A 15,360-nucleotide genomic window follows, 5' to 3' on the forward strand; every position below is an offset into this window, starting at 1 on the left:
AAAGAAAGGGCTTACATTTAGGGGTGCCCTTTAGAATACGAATACTTTGAGTATGTTTTATGTAAATGTTCGATATTTAATGCAGAAAAATGTTAGATTTTGTTGACACGTATGAGAGCAAGTGGTAAGATTACTTCGAAAAGAATCACTGCCTCATATAATCTTGGAGATAAGGTCCATAAGTTTCTACCTGGCAACCATGAATTGCTAGACTATGAGGGGAAAAGTGTGTAACAAAGGATGTAAAGGATCTTTGTGCCGAACTTTTTCTCGAAATGAGGAATGTTTATGGTGCAAAGTTTTTTTTATGCAATAAAGAGTGAAAATTTTATTTTAAAAAATTATTATTATTTATTCGACAATTACACTTATTTTGGTGTTTAGTCATTTGTACTATGTTGTAAGTTGAAAAAAGAGAAAAGAAGTCTTACATCAGAGGTCGAATAATTGAAATGCGGGGGAGTCTTATGTCAGTAAAATCTGATAGTCGTCACCTATATCTACGGGTGATTGATCACATCAAAGAAAAAATTAAAGATGGCGCTTATAAAGAACGACAAAAGTTACCATCAGAGTTTGATTTAGCGAAAGAACTTGGCGTAAGTAGAGCGACTTTAAGGGAAGCGTTGCGTATTTTAGAAGAAGAAAATGTTGTCATTCGTAGACATGGTGTAGGGACATTTGTAAATGCAAAGCCATTATTTTCTTCTGGAATAGAACAACTTTCTAGTATTACAGATATGATTTCTAGTGTGGGGAAAACACCAGGAACAATCTTTTTATCATCATCTACTACAACTTTAACAGAAGAGGAAAAAGAGAAGTTTAATAGTGAAGATGGTTTTAATGCAGTGATGATTGAACGCGTGCGTACAGCAGATGGGGAACCTGTTGTGTATTGTATCGATAAACTTGCAAAAGAAATATTGCCAGACTTATCGGGTTACAATGAGGAATCATTATTAACGGTGATACATAATAACACGCATAAGCGCATAACATATGCGGTTGCTCACATTGAGCCAATTGGCTATCACCCTAAAATCTCACCAATTTTAGAATGTGAGCCTGAAACAGCACTGCTTGTATTAAAACAAATGCACTATGATCAAAATGATGAGCCAATCTTATATTCTATCAATTACTTTAGAGCTGATAAATTTAGCTTCCACGTATTAAGAAAGCGTATGTAGGTAAATTCCTTTTTAGGGAGGTGACAGCAAGAAGTAAGGAACAGCAGCGTAAGAATAAATATATATCATTTTTGGAGGGGTTTCTAGTATGAAGAAAAAAGCAGGCCTTTTATTATCATTAACTTTAGCAGCAAGTACAGTTTTAGGTGCATGTGGTAACTCAGATAAGGCGAGCAGTGACAAGAAAGACACGAAAGACAATAAAGATTTCAAGGTTGGTCTTGTAACGGATGTTGGGGGCGTTGATGATAAGTCATTTAACCAATCTTCTTGGGAAGGGTTACAAAAGTTTGGTAAAGATAATGGTTTAAAAGAAAAGACAAATTATCGTTACCTTCAGTCTGAAAAAGAAGCTGATTATATTCCGAATTTAAAAAAATTCTCAAAAGATAAATATGATTTAACATTCGGAATTGGTTATAAATTAGAAGGTGCAATTAAAGAAGTAGCAAAAGAATCTTCAAAACAACAATTTGCAATCGTAGATACTGTTGTAGATGCACCGAACGTAACGAGCATTACGTTTAAAGATCATGAAGGATCATTCCTTGTAGGTGCGGTAGCAGCTATGTCAACAAAATCGAATAAAGTAGGATTTGTTGGCGGAATGAAAAGTGATTTAATTAGTAAATTTGAAAATGGATTTAAAGCTGGTGCAAAGGCAGTAAATCCAAACATTGAAATCGTATCTGAATATGCAGAAGCATTCGATAAGCCTGAAAAAGGTACAGTTCTTGCTTCAGCAATGTATGGTCAAGGCGTAGACGTAATTTATCATGCTGCTGGTGGTACAGGTAACGGTGTGTTCACAGAAGCGAAAAACCGTAAGAAAAAAGGTGAAAACGTTTGGGTAATAGGTGTTGACCGTGACCAACATCAAGAAGGTATGCCTGAAAATGTAACATTAACTTCAATGATTAAACGTGTTGATGTAGCTGTAGAAAAAGTAGCTAAAGAAGCAAAAGATGGGAATTTAAAAGGTGGGAAAATTGAAGAGTTTGGCTTAAAAGATGACGGTATTGGTATTTCAAAAACAACTGATAACGTGAAAAAAGTTAACCCTGAAATTTTAACAAAAGTAGAAGAGCTTGAAAAGAAAATTACAGCCGGTGAAATTAAAGTGCCAGCTACAGATAAAGAGTATAAAGAATACGAAGCTTCTCTAAAAAAATAAATAGAGAAATAGCAAAGGTTAGTTCATAGAACTAACCTTTGTATGTATAAAACTTCCGAATTGCTTAATAAGTTAATAGTGTAATAGGGAATGTTCCCTGTTAAAAGGAGGAACACAATGGAATACGTAATTGAGATGAATAACATTACGAAAGTATTCCCAGGCATTGTAGCGAATGATGATATTACGCTGCAAGTAAAGCAGGGTGAGATACATGCTTTACTTGGAGAAAATGGTGCAGGGAAATCCACATTGATGAATGTACTATTTGGTTTGTACCAACCAGAGCAGGGCGAAATTAAAATTAAAGGTAAACCTGTAAAAATCACAAATCCGAATATAGCAAATGACCTTGGTATTGGAATGGTCCATCAACACTTTATGCTTGTTCATAATTTTACAGTTACAGAGAATATTATTCTCGGAAATGAACCGAAGAAAAAAGGGAAAATTGCTGTTGAGGAAGCTGCTAAAGAAATTCAAAAACTGTCTGAACAATACGGTTTATCTGTAGATCCATATGCGAAAATACAGGATATTTCAGTTGGTATGCAGCAGCGTGTTGAGATTTTGAAAACTCTTTACCGCGGTGCAGAAATTTTAATATTTGATGAACCAACAGCTGTGTTAACACCGCAAGAAATTCATGAGCTAATTCAAATTATGAAAAAGCTTGTGCAAGAAGGAAAATCTATTGTTCTTATTACACATAAGTTGAAAGAAATTATGGAAGTTTGCGATCGTTGTACGATTATTCGTAAAGGAAAAGGGATTGGAACGGTTGACGTTGCAAATACGGATGAAAATAAACTTGCAGAATTAATGGTCGGACGTCAAGTGAATTTTAAAACAGAAAAAATAGACGCGAAGCCAAAAGAAGAGGTACTTTCAATTGCAAACCTTGTTGTTCACGATGCACGTCAACTACCTGCTGTAAAAGGCCTTGACTTAACTGTTCGTGCGGGGGAAATTGTTGGGATTGCAGGGATTGATGGAAACGGACAAAGTGAATTAATAGAAGCAATTACTGGTTTACGAAAAGTTGAGTCAGGTTCTATTGCAATTAAAGGAAAAGAAATAACAAATTGGCCTGTTAGAAGAATAACAGAAGAAGGAATTGGTCATATTCCAGAAGATCGTCATAAACACGGACTCGTTCTTGATTTTTCTGTTAGAGATAATATAGTTCTGCAAACGTATTATAAAAATCCATTTTCAAAGAAAGGGATTTTAAATTTCAGCAAAATTACAGAAAAAGCAAAGGCTCTTATTGAACAGTTTGATGTGCGTACACCTAGTGAGCAAACGTTGGCACGTGCTCTATCTGGGGGGAATCAACAAAAAGCAATTATTGCACGTGAAGTAGACCGAAATCCAGATTTATTAATTGCGGCACAGCCAACACGTGGTTTAGATGTAGGAGCAATTGAATTTATTCATAAGAGATTAATAGAGCAAAGGGATAAAGGAAAAGGTGTATTACTTTTATCATTAGAGTTAGATGAAATCTTAAATGTTAGCGATCGAATTGCTGTTATTTATGAAGGGGAAATTGTAGCAATAGTTGATGCGAAAGAAACGAATGAACAACAGCTTGGATTGTTAATGGCTGGAGGAACAAAGAAGGAGCAGGTGGGTACAAATGGCTAAAAAGCTTTTAACAGAACGAACGATAAATATTTTAGTCCCAGTACTATCCATTATTTTCGGCTTACTTGTAGGAGCGATTGTAATGCTAGTTAGTGGCTATGATCCAATTGTTGGTTATAGTGCACTTTGGACAGGAATGTTCGGCAGCGCAAGTGCGATTGGTGAAACGCTTCGTACAATGATACCGCTTATTCTTGCTGGCTTATCGGTGGCGTTTGCATTTCGTACAGGTTTATTTAATATCGGGGTAGAGGGTCAATTGTTAGTTGGTTGGCTTGCAGCGGTTTGGTTCGGTTATGCAGTCTCACTACCAGCTTTCCTTCATATTCCATTATCTATTTTATTTGCAGCATTGGTGGGCGGAATTTGGGGCTTCATTCCGGGATATTTAAAAGGGAAGTTTCAAGTGAATGAAGTTATTGTAACTATTATGATGAACTATATCGCGTTGTATGTAACGTATGACATCATTAAGCGTTTCTTACATGCGGGTAATGACAAAACGTATGATATTAAAGAGAGTGCGTCACTATCTTCAGACTGGCTTGCTTCTATTACTGATGGTTCACGTCTACATTGGGGAATTATTGTAGCAATTTTAATCGCTATTTTAATGTGGTTCTTATTAGATCGAACAACTTTAGGTTACGAATTAAAGTCAGTAGGATTTAATCAGCATGCTTCTCAATATGCAGGTATGAAAGTTTCTCGTAATGTAGTATTCTCCATGACAATTGCTGGTGCATTTGCGGGGATTGGTGGAGCGATGGAAGGATTAGGGACATTCCAGAGTATGACAGCGATGTCTTCGTTTACAGGAGTAGGATTTGATGGGATTGCCGTAGCATTACTTGGAGGGAATAATCCGTTTGGTATAATCCTTTCAGCTTTATTATTTGGTGGTTTGAAAAGTGCTTCCCCTCAAATGAACTTTGAGGCAGATGTACCGTCAGAGCTTATTAATGTAATTATTGCATGTATCATCTTCTTTGTTGCATGTAGTTATGTGTTAAGATGGGCGCTTACACGCATGAGCAAGGAGGGGAAATAAATGAGCTTTTTAGATATATTAGCCATTCTTGTGACGGGTACGTTATATACATCGGCACCTATCATTTTCACAGCACTAGGTGGTGTATTTAGTGAACGATCGGGTGTTGTAAATATCGGATTAGAAGGACTAATGCTATTTGGTGCATTTATTGGAGTCGTTACAAACTTATTAATGGGTGATACTTGGGGAACGATGACTCCGTGGATTGCGTTACTATTTGCGGCAATTGGTAGTGGATTATTTGCATTACTTCATGCGGTAGCTTCTATTACATTCCGAGCAGATCAAGTTGTAAGTGGTGTAGCCATTAACTTCTTATCTCTTGGTTTAACAGTATTTGCAATTAAGAAGATTTTTGATAAAGGGCAGACTGACTTTATTCAGTATCGTATTGAAAAGATTGATATTCCAGGCCTTTCGGATATTCCGGTTTTAGGGAAAATATTTTTCTCGAACGTACCAATAACGTCATATATTGCCATTATTTTAGCATTCGTTGTTTGGTATGTTATTTATAAAACACCGTTCGGTCTTCGTCTACGTGCTGTTGGTGAACACCCAATGGCAGCGGATACGATGGGGATTAACGTATATAAAATGCGCTATATTGGAGTCTGTATTTCAGGAGTGTTTGCTGGAATTGGTGGAGCGATTTTTGCAATGTCAATTTCTAATAACTTCTCAGGGGCAACTATTACAGGACAAGGTTTCTTAGCTTTAGCTGCTATGATTTTTGGAAAGTGGAATCCACTAGGCGCACTAGGTGCAGCTCTATTCTTTGGTTTTGCGCAATCTTTAAGTGTAACGGGCGGAACAATCCCTGTATTAGATCAAATTCCAAGTGTTTTATTAACGATATTACCATATATATTCACAATATTAGCGCTTGTCGGTTTTGTAGGTCGTTCTGAAGCTCCTAAAGCATTAGGAACTCCTTATGAAAAAGGAAAACGATAAGTATTTTATAAGTATAAAAAAGCTCGCACATTAGTGTGGGCTTTTTTACATAGAATATATTTAATACGGAATTTTACTATGTTCCTTACATATTAAAGTTTTTAGAAAGAATCATATGTAAGCATAATAAGGGAGAAAAGTTGATTTTTTATTTCTAAAAACTGTATATTGAAGAGGAATATTCCTATATACGTAAAGGAGGGCTATAAATGAAACTAATGGAACAACAACTACATGAGTTAGGTGGTTTGCGCGTACATATTATTCCGACTGATAAATATAAAACGAATACCTTTGTATTTCGTTTTAAAGCGCCTTTAAATGAGGAGACGGTGACAGAGCGTGCCCTATTGCCATACGTATTGCAAAGTGCGACAGAAAAATTACCTTCTGTAATTCGTCTTCGTCAATATTTAGAAGAATTATACGGATCTTCTTTAGCGGTAGATGTAAGTAAAAAAGGGGAAGACCATATTATCTCCATTTATGTAGACATTGCAAATGAAGTTTATTTACATGATGCACCACCGTTATTTGAAAAAGCGCTTTCTATGTTGTCAGATATTGTGTTACATCCAGCAACGGAGGGGAACGGTTTCCTATCTTCTATCGTAGAAAGTGAAAAAAGAGCACTGTTACAGAGAATTGAAGCTACTTATGATGATAAAATGCGTTATGCAAACGAGCGTTTAATTGAAGAAATGTGCAAAGTAGAACCGTATCGCTTAAGTGCAAATGGAAAAAAAGAGAGTGTTATGTCTATTACAAATGAAAGTTTGTATCAATATTATCAAAAGGTGTTAGCGGAAGATGAAATGGATCTATATATTATTGGTGATATTTCAGAAAACGCCGTTGATCTTGTAAGTAAGTATTTTTCTATTTCAACTCGTCCAGTGAGAGAAAGAAATGTACTCCTTCATAGACGAAATAATGAAGAAAAAGAAGTTGTTGAAAAACAAGAATTAAAACAAAGTAAATTACACATCGGTTATCGTACATTTGTCACATATAAAGATGAAGATTATTTTGCATTGCAATTGTTCAATGGATTGTTTGGTGGCTTTTCTCATTCGAAGTTATTCGTAAATGTGCGTGAAAAAAATAGTTTAGCGTACTATGCAGCATCGCGCTTTGAAAGTCATAAAGGTTTATTATTTGTTATGTCAGGAATCGAAGCGAAAAATTATGAAAAAGCAGTTGAGATTATTAAAGAACAAATGCTTGCGATGCAAAACGGAGAGTTTTCTGAAGAAGAAATACATCAAACAAAAAGTGTCATCCAAAATCAAATATTAGAGGCAATTGATACACCACGTGGCTTTGTAGAAATGCTATATCATGGTATTATTTCAGATCGTACACGTCCAGTTGAAGAATGGCTTACAGGTATAGAAAGTGTGACGAAAGAAGAAATTGTAAAAGTTGCTAAAAATATTGAACTAGATACAATTTACTTTTTACAAGGAACGGAGGGAGAGTAAATGGAGAAAATTGTTTATGAGCAATTAAAAGAAACACTCTATTATGAAAAACTTCCTAATGGATTAGATGTATATGTTTTACCGAAACAAGGATTTAATAAAACATTTGCGACGTTTACGACGAAATATGGTTCTGTAGATAATACATTTGTACCATTAGGGAAAGAAGAAATGATTCGTGTGCCTGATGGAATTGCACATTTTCTTGAGCATAAATTATTTGAAAAAGAAGATCACGATGCTTTCCAATTGTTTAGTAAACAAGGAGCATCGGCAAATGCTTTTACATCCTTTACACGAACAGCTTACCTTTTTTCATGTACTTCAAACGTAGAACAAAATTTAAATACATTGCTAAACTTCGTGCAAGAGCCTTATTTCTCTGAAAAAACGGTTGAAAAAGAGAAGGGGATAATTGGGCAAGAAATTCAAATGTATCAAGATAACCCAGATTGGCGTTTGTACTTCGGGTTAATTGATAGCTTGTTTGTAAAACACCCAATTAAAATTGATATTGCAGGGACAATCGAATCTATTAGTAAAATTACGAAAGATTTATTGTATGAATGTTATGAAACATTTTATCATCCGAGCAATATGTTATTATTTGTTGTGGGTGCAATTGATCCAGAGAAAACAATGGATTTAGTACGTGAAAATCAAGCGAAAAAAGATTATAAAAACCAGCCAGAAATTGTGCGTTCATTTGAAGAAGAACCAAATGAGGTAAATGAAAAGAAAAAAATTATTTCAATGCCTGTGCAAACACCGAAATGTTTAGTTGGTATTAAAGCGACTAATTTAAAGGAAAAGGGGCAAGCGCTTTTAAAACAAGAAATTGCGCTTACGTTACTCTTAGATTATTTATTTGGAAAAAGTTCTGTTCATTACGAAACTTTATATAATGAAGGGCTTATTGATGATTCATTCTCGTATGACTATACAGAAGAAAATAACTTCGGTTTTGCAATGGTTGGCGGTGATACGAAACAACCTGATGAATTGGCAAATCGTTTAAAAGATATTTTATTAAAAACAGATTATGATCAATTAGATGCGGCGGCATTAGAACGAGTGAAGAAAAAGAAAATTGGTGGTTTTTTACGCTCGTTGAATTCACCAGAATATATTGCAAATCAATTTACACGATACGCGTTTAATGAATCTAGCCTATTTGACGCATTGACTGTATTAGAAGGACTAACCGTTCAAGACTTACAAGAAGTAGCGAAATTATTGTTATCAGAAGACAAAATGAGTATTTGTCAGGTGTTACCGAAAAAATAAAATTAAAAAGATACCCTCATCTTATCATTGAAAAATTGTAAGATGAGGGTATTATTTAGTTATGTGAAAATTGAACTTGTAGAGATAAGAGAGGGACTTTATGAAAAAGTATGCGTTAGTAACTGGAGGGAGCGGAGGAATTGGCTCTGCTATTTCGAAACAATTAATTCAAGATGGATATACAGTTTATGTTCATTACAATAACAGTGAAGAAAAGGTATTGGAATTGCAGAAGGCATGGGGAGAAGTTATCCCTGTTCAAGCGAATTTAGCTTCTAGTGATGGAGCAGGGCAATTGTGGGGACAAATTGAACATCCTATTGATGTTATTGTATACGCAGCTGGGAAGAGTATTTTTGGACTAGTAACAGATGTAACAAACGATGAATTGGATTATATGGTAGAACTTCAAGTGAAGAACGTATATAAATTACTTTCTATGGCACTTCCGCCTATGATCGGGAGAAGAAGTGGTAATATTGTAATTGTTTCATCTATATGGGGACAAATAGGGGCTTCTTGTGAAGTGCTTTATTCAATGGTAAAAGGGGCACAAAATTCATATGTGAAAGCTTTAGCGAAAGAAGTTTCTTTAAGTGGATTACGTGTGAATGCAGTAGCACCAGGAGCAATTGAAACGGAAATGTTAAGTGTTTTTTCTGAAGAAGATAAAATGGGAATTGCTGAAGATATACCATTAGGTAGAATAGGATTACCAGAAGAAGTAGCGAAAACAGTTTCATTCCTCGTATCACCAGGAGCGTCTTACATAACTGGACAAATTATCGGAGTGAATGGCGGTTGGCACTGCTAAAAAATTCTTACATAAAAAATGAATAGTTGCACAAATTAAGGATGATTTTATTACTCAATAGTGAGGTGCTTAATTATGTCAGTATTAGATAATTTTGATCAGTGGAAGAGCTTTTTAGGAGAACGTTTAGAGCAAGCGCAAGACAAAGGTTTAGATGGCGGTGCGGTATCAGATATGGCGTTTCGTGTTGGCGACTATCTTGCTAATGAAGTAGAAGGACGCAATGACCAAGAGAAATTATTAGCTGAGCTTTGGAAAGTTGCTGATGAACAGGAGCAACATACAATTGCAAATTTAATGGTTAAGTTCGTACAACATAAGTAAAAGTAGAGAGGAGATTCTCCTCTCTACTTTTTTTGTATAATAATTACACAGGGTAGATTATACATTTAGCTTCCCTATTAAGGTGAAATCATATAATATAGTACGTAGGTGTAAAGTAAGCAAGGGGAGTGATCTTGGATGATTGAATGGTATTTTGAATATGAAATACATAAAAACCGACCTGGCTTGCTTGGTGACGTTTCTTCGTTAATCGGTATGCTCGGCATTAATATTGTCACAATTAATGGTGTAGATAATGCACGACGTGGGTTACTTCTTATGTGTGATAATCAAGAGCAAATCTCTAGACTTGAATCAATTTTAAATACGATGGATAACATAACGGTAACGAAATATCGTCCGCCCAAGCTAAGAGATAAGCTAGCGGTTAGGCATGGTAGGTACATACAACGAGATGCAGATGATAAGAAAACATTTCGATTTGTGCGTGATGAATTAGGCTTACTTGTAGACTTTATGGCAGAAATTATGAAAAAAGAAGGCCATAAACTAATTGGGATACGCGGAATGCCTCGTGTCGGAAAAACAGAATCCATTGTTGCTGCAAGTGTTTGTGCAAATAAAAGGTGGTTATTTGTATCATCTACTCTTATTAAGCAAACTGTTCGTAGTCAATTAATTGAAGATGAGTATAGCGATGACAATATTTTCATCCTAGATGGAATTGTGTCAACGAAGCGTGCTAACGAAAGACATTGGCAGCTCGTTCGTGAAATTATGAGATTGCCTGCAACGAAAGTTGTGGAACATCCTGATGTATTTGTGAGTCAGTCAGAATACACATTGGATGATTTTGATTATATTATCGAGTTGCGTAACGATTATGATGAAGAAATTCAATATAATTTAGTAGATGAAATTGAGCAAGGTACGCAAAATAATTTCTCTATGTTTGACTTTTAAAGAAATATTGAGGTGTTAGTAGTGACGGAATTGGGACAAAAGCTGAAAGAAGCAAGAGAAGCGAAAGGCTTGTCTATTGATCAGCTGCATGAGATTACAAAAATTCAAAAACGCCATTTAGTGGCAATTGAAGAAGGCAATTATGATGTATTGCCAGGAGCTTTTTATGCGCGTGCATTCATTAAACAATACGCAGATGCGGTTGGATTAAATGGAGAGGAACTGCTCGTAGAACATCAGAGTACGATACCACAATCTGAAAAGCGTGAAGTTCCACAAGTATCAACGGGACAAAAAACACAAGAAACAATGCAAAAATCTTCATCATGGCCAATTGCAGATCACATGCCGAAAATCTTAGTTGCGCTGTTAGTAATCGCAGTTGGAGTGGTAATCTGGTTTGTGTTTCAAGCGTTAACTGGAAAAGATGATGAAAAAGTTCCGAGCGCTCAAAGTGAGAAAATTGAAGTTCAAAAAGCGAAAGATTCTCCGTTAGATACGAAGAAAGATGAAGTGAAAGCGGAAGAGCCAAAAAAAGAGGAACCAAAGAAAGAAGAACCAAAGAAAGAAGAACCAAAGAAAGAGGAGCAACCAGCACAACCAACTGGACAGCAAGAAGTGAAAGTAGTTGGAACAACTGGAAAGGTATCTACTTTGGAAATTCATAATAATAAAACATTAGAACTGGAATTATCGGGTAAAGGTGCGAGTTATGTAGATGTTAAAGATGATGCTGGGAATGTGATTCTAAACGCTACAGTACAAGAGGGCCAAATAGAAAAACGTGATGTATCAACATTAAAAGAAGTGCGACTTAATATTGGAAATGCAACGAATGTTGAAGTTAAACTGAATGGCCAAGTGGTCGCTTATCCATTGGATCCAGAAAAAGAACTTCACCAAAGATTGGTGATAAAAAACCAAGGGATAGAGCAACCTGCACAATAACAGTCATCGCTTCGATGACTTTTTTTCGATGAACAAATGTTTTTGATATGATGGAGGAATAGCTGTGAATTTACCAAATAAAATTACAATATCTAGAATCTTCTTAATTCCAATTTTTATGGTAATTATGTTAGCACCCTTTGATTGGGGTTCATACAAAATTGGTGATGTTGATTTACCGATTCAACATTTAGTGGGGGCACTTATCTTTATCATTGCTTCAGCTACAGATTGGATTGATGGACATTACGCAAGAAAATATAATCTTGTAACGAATTTAGGGAAGTTTCTTGACCCGTTAGCTGATAAATTACTTGTTTCGGCAGCACTTATTACATTGGTAGAGATGCAATATGTACCGGCTTGGATTGTTATTGTAATTATCAGTCGTGAGTTTGCGGTAACTGGTTTACGTCTTGTACTTGCTGGAACAGGGGAAGTAGTTGCAGCAAACCAGCTAGGAAAAATTAAGACATGGACACAAATTATTGCGATTGCAGCATATTTATTACACGATGTACCTTTAAATTTAATCCATATTCCAGTTGCGGATATCTTCATATGGATTGCATTAATCTTTACTGTTATTTCAGGATGGGATTATTTCTGGAAAAATAGAGCTGCTTTTGTAAACTCAAAATAGAAGTTTATGGGGGAATTGGGATGAATGCTGAGATTATTGCGGTTGGAACTGAATTATTACTTGGACAAATTGCAAATACAAATGCCCAGTTTTTATCTGAAAAGTTAGCTTCAATCGGAATTAACGTGTACTATCATACTGTTGTTGGTGATAATAATAAGCGATTGCAAAAGGCGATTGAAGCTGCGGAAGAACGTGCTGATATACTTATTTTCACAGGTGGATTAGGACCGACAAAAGATGATTTAACGAAAGAAACGATAGCTACTAGTTTAGATGAAGAGCTTGTGTATGATGAAAAGGCATTAGCCTTAATAAGTAATTACTTTAAGCGTACAGGCCGTGAATTTACGGAGAATAATAAAAAGCAAGCGCTCGTTTTAAATGGAGCAACAGTATTTGCAAATGACCACGGTATGGCGCCGGGTATGGGGGTAAATAAGAACGAAAAAGTTTATATTTTATTACCAGGGCCGCCAAAAGAAATGAAACCAATGTATGTAAGTTACGTAGAGCCTTTTTTACGTAATTTTACAACAGGAGAAAACATTTATTCTCGTGTGCTTCGTTTCTTCGGTATTGGGGAGTCCCAATTAGAGGTGAAAGTTCAAGATTTAATTGATGGACAAACAAACCCAACAATCGCCCCGTTAGCAAATGATGGAGAAGTGACATTACGTTTAACCGCTAAGCATCAAAATGTTAGCGAAGCGGAGAAACTAATTCAACATGTGGAAGATTTGATTTTAGAAAGAGTAGGAGAATTTTTCTACGGATATGACCAAGAATTTTTGCATTATAAGGCAATCGAGTTATTGAAGAGAAAAGGGTTAACTTTAGCGTGTGCAGAAAGTTTAACAGGTGGTCTTTTTGGAAATCAAGTAACTGAAAACGCTGGTGTTTCTTCTGTGTTTAAAGGCGGTGTCATTTGTTATCATAATGATGTGAAGCAACATGTTTTACGTGTGCCTGAAGAAGTGTTGCATACTGATGGTGCAGTTAGTAAAGAATGTGCTCGTTATCTTGCTGAAAATGTTAAGGATGTACTAAAAGCGGATATCGGAATTAGTTTCACTGGTGTAGCAGGGCCAGATGCTTCAGAACAGAAAGAACCAGGAACAGTATTTGTTGGGCTTTCGATTAAGGATGAACCAACTGTAGTCTTTCCTCTTAATTTAAGCGGAAGTCGTCAACAAATTAGAGAACGAACAGCAAAATATGGATTTTATCATTTATATAAAAAGCTAGAAGAGATATAAGTTTCTTCTAGTTTTTTTACGGTTAAATTTAGATATTATTTGATAGAAAATAAAAAAATCGAATAAATGTTCGATTTTTGTTGGCAAATTGAATTGAAAATAGGTATAATAAGATTAGCAATTCAGTTAAGGAGGAATTTTGAATGAGTGATCGTCAAGCAGCGTTAGATATGGCGTTAAAACAAATAGAGAAGCAATTCGGTAAAGGTTCAATTATGAAATTAGGAGAACAAGCGGAGCGTAGAGTTTCTACGGTTTCTAGTGGTTCTTTAGCACTTGATGTGGCACTAGGGGTAGGCGGATATCCACGTGGCCGTATTATCGAAATTTACGGACCTGAAAGTTCAGGTAAAACGACAGTTTCATTACATGCAATTGCAGAAGTACAACGTCAAGGTGGACAAGCAGCATTCATCGATGCGGAGCACGCAATGGATCCTGTATATGCACAAAAATTAGGCGTTAACATAGATGAATTACTATTATCACAGCCTGATACAGGGGAGCAAGGATTAGAAATCGCGGAAGCACTTGTACGAAGTGGTGCGGTTGACATTATCGTAATTGACTCTGTAGCAGCTCTTGTACCGAAAGCAGAGATTGAAGGCGACATGGGTGACTCACACGTAGGTTTACAAGCACGTTTAATGTCACAAGCACTTCGTAAGCTTTCAGGAGCAATCAACAAATCAAAAACAATTGCAATCTTTATTAACCAAATTCGTGAAAAAGTTGGGGTTATGTTCGGAAACCCAGAAACAACTCCAGGTGGTCGTGCGTTGAAATTCTATTCAACTGTTCGTCTTGAAGTGCGTCGTGCGGAGCAATTAAAGCAAGGTAACGACATCGTTGGTAATAAAACAAAAGTAAAAGTAGTGAAAAATAAAGTAGCACCACCATTCCGTGTTGCTGAAGTTGATATTATGTACGGAGAAGGTATTTCAAGAGAAGGTGAAATCTTGGATATGGCTTCTGAGCTTGATATCGTTCAAAAGAGCGGTGCTTGGTATTCTTATAATGAAGAACGCCTAGGACAAGGTCGTGAAAATTCGAAGCAGTTCTTAAAAGAAAATACAGATTTAAGAGAAGAAATTGCCTTCTTTATTCGTGAGCATCACGGAATTAGTGAAGATTCTGGTGCTGAGGGCGCAGAAGATCCAACTCTTCTTGATTAAAAAAATAAAAGACACGGCCTCGTGTCTTTTATTTTTTTATCTACTATTAAGGAGCATAATATTATAGATAAAAAATATTTTTTTACTTCAAATGCGTTGTGTAAAGAGGGATATTTAAATATTTTAAGTAAAAGAAATGGGAATTACTAAGGTTTTCCAGTATAGTAGGCTCCTTACTTTTAAAATTTAGGTCACATTCAAGGCTGAAGGCAAAGAAAGTAAAAGTAGACAACGCTTGACAATGAAAATTACGATAGATACAATGAGAATGTATATTTTTTCTTATATACAATATACTCTTCTCAAGAAGAGAAGTAATATTCGGAGTAAGGTTTAAATCTTACCGAAATAATAATATGACATTTTAATTGTGAAATGAAGAAAGTCCCTTAAAAAAGCGGGACGACGGTCTTTGCTGTATGTTGTAATTCAATGTACATGCCGACAGTCTTTTTTCATTCATAGCAAGGGGAG

General features: G+C 35.8%; 14 protein-coding genes and 1 riboswitch. All 14 genes read left to right on the top strand.

All coding sequences use genetic code 11. From position 1 onward, the window contains the following. Window positions 1-133 precede the first annotated feature (133 nt). A riboswitch (purine riboswitch) is annotated at window positions 134-235 on the top strand. Window positions 236-467: 232 nt separating this feature from the next. Next, entirely contained in the window at window positions 468-1,193 is a 726-nt protein-coding gene (locus ACTFP3_RS15305; RefSeq protein ID WP_000114182.1) for a GntR family transcriptional regulator, read from the top strand. 88 nt (window positions 1,194-1,281) lie between these two features. Beyond that, window positions 1,282-2,367 carry a BMP family lipoprotein gene (locus tag ACTFP3_RS15310; RefSeq protein ID WP_000725771.1) on the top strand — a complete coding sequence of 362 codons (1,086 nt, stop codon included), beginning with the start codon at window positions 1,282-1,284 and terminating at the stop codon, window positions 2,365-2,367. A 117-nt stretch (window positions 2,368-2,484) separates the two neighbouring features. Further along, on the top strand, window positions 2,485-4,017 hold the full coding sequence (locus ACTFP3_RS15315; RefSeq protein WP_000456914.1) for an ABC transporter ATP-binding protein: 1,533 nt from the start codon (window positions 2,485-2,487) through the stop codon (window positions 4,015-4,017). Next, window positions 4,010-5,068, top strand: a complete 1,059-nt coding sequence (locus tag ACTFP3_RS15320) for an ABC transporter permease (RefSeq protein WP_440010774.1) — start codon at window positions 4,010-4,012, stop codon at window positions 5,066-5,068. The genes ACTFP3_RS15315 and ACTFP3_RS15320 overlap by 8 nt, the downstream gene beginning before the upstream one ends. Further along, complete coding sequence (locus ACTFP3_RS15325) at window positions 5,069-6,028, top strand: ABC transporter permease (RefSeq protein ID WP_000008856.1); 960 nt, start codon at window positions 5,069-5,071, stop codon at window positions 6,026-6,028. A gap of 209 nt (window positions 6,029-6,237) precedes the next feature. Beyond that, window positions 6,238-7,512 (top strand): EF-P 5-aminopentanol modification-associated protein YfmF, encoded by a 1,275-nt coding sequence (gene yfmF / locus ACTFP3_RS15330; RefSeq protein ID WP_000772418.1) that lies wholly within the window; start codon window positions 6,238-6,240, stop codon window positions 7,510-7,512. After that, window positions 7,513-8,799 (top strand): EF-P 5-aminopentanol modification-associated protein YfmH, encoded by a 1,287-nt coding sequence (gene yfmH / locus ACTFP3_RS15335; RefSeq protein ID WP_000411976.1) that lies wholly within the window; start codon window positions 7,513-7,515, stop codon window positions 8,797-8,799. A gap of 100 nt (window positions 8,800-8,899) precedes the next feature. Continuing rightward, on the top strand, window positions 8,900-9,613 hold the full coding sequence (gene ymfI / locus ACTFP3_RS15340) for an elongation factor P 5-aminopentanone reductase (RefSeq protein ID WP_000759608.1): 714 nt from the start codon (window positions 8,900-8,902) through the stop codon (window positions 9,611-9,613). 75 nt (window positions 9,614-9,688) lie between these two features. Next, a complete protein-coding gene (locus ACTFP3_RS15345; protein ID WP_000114450.1) occupies window positions 9,689-9,937 on the top strand; it encodes a DUF3243 domain-containing protein in 249 nt (82 codons plus the stop codon). 138 nt (window positions 9,938-10,075) lie between these two features. Continuing rightward, a complete protein-coding gene (locus tag ACTFP3_RS15350; RefSeq protein ID WP_000574107.1) occupies window positions 10,076-10,861 on the top strand; it encodes a DUF3388 domain-containing protein in 786 nt (261 codons plus the stop codon). Window positions 10,862-10,882: 21 nt separating this feature from the next. Next, the gene (locus ACTFP3_RS15355; protein ID WP_000137459.1) at window positions 10,883-11,809 is read left to right on the top strand and encodes a helix-turn-helix domain-containing protein; all 927 of its coding nucleotides are present in this window, start codon (window positions 10,883-10,885) and stop codon (window positions 11,807-11,809) included. Between the two features lie 64 nt (window positions 11,810-11,873). Then, complete coding sequence (gene pgsA, locus ACTFP3_RS15360) at window positions 11,874-12,452, top strand: CDP-diacylglycerol--glycerol-3-phosphate 3-phosphatidyltransferase (protein WP_001052967.1); 579 nt, start codon at window positions 11,874-11,876, stop codon at window positions 12,450-12,452. A gap of 20 nt (window positions 12,453-12,472) precedes the next feature. After that, the gene (gene cinA, locus ACTFP3_RS15365; RefSeq protein WP_000990697.1) at window positions 12,473-13,711 is read left to right on the top strand and encodes a competence/damage-inducible protein CinA; all 1,239 of its coding nucleotides are present in this window, start codon (window positions 12,473-12,475) and stop codon (window positions 13,709-13,711) included. Between the two features lie 143 nt (window positions 13,712-13,854). Continuing rightward, window positions 13,855-14,886 carry a recombinase RecA gene (recA, locus tag ACTFP3_RS15370; protein ID WP_076875911.1) on the top strand — a complete coding sequence of 344 codons (1,032 nt, stop codon included), beginning with the start codon at window positions 13,855-13,857 and terminating at the stop codon, window positions 14,884-14,886. Window positions 14,887-15,360: the final 474 nt, after the last annotated feature.

The organism is Bacillus cereus group sp. MYBK5-2 (assembly GCF_051915685.1).
GTDB lineage: Bacteria > Bacillota > Bacilli > Bacillales > Bacillaceae_G > Bacillus_A > Bacillus_A cereus.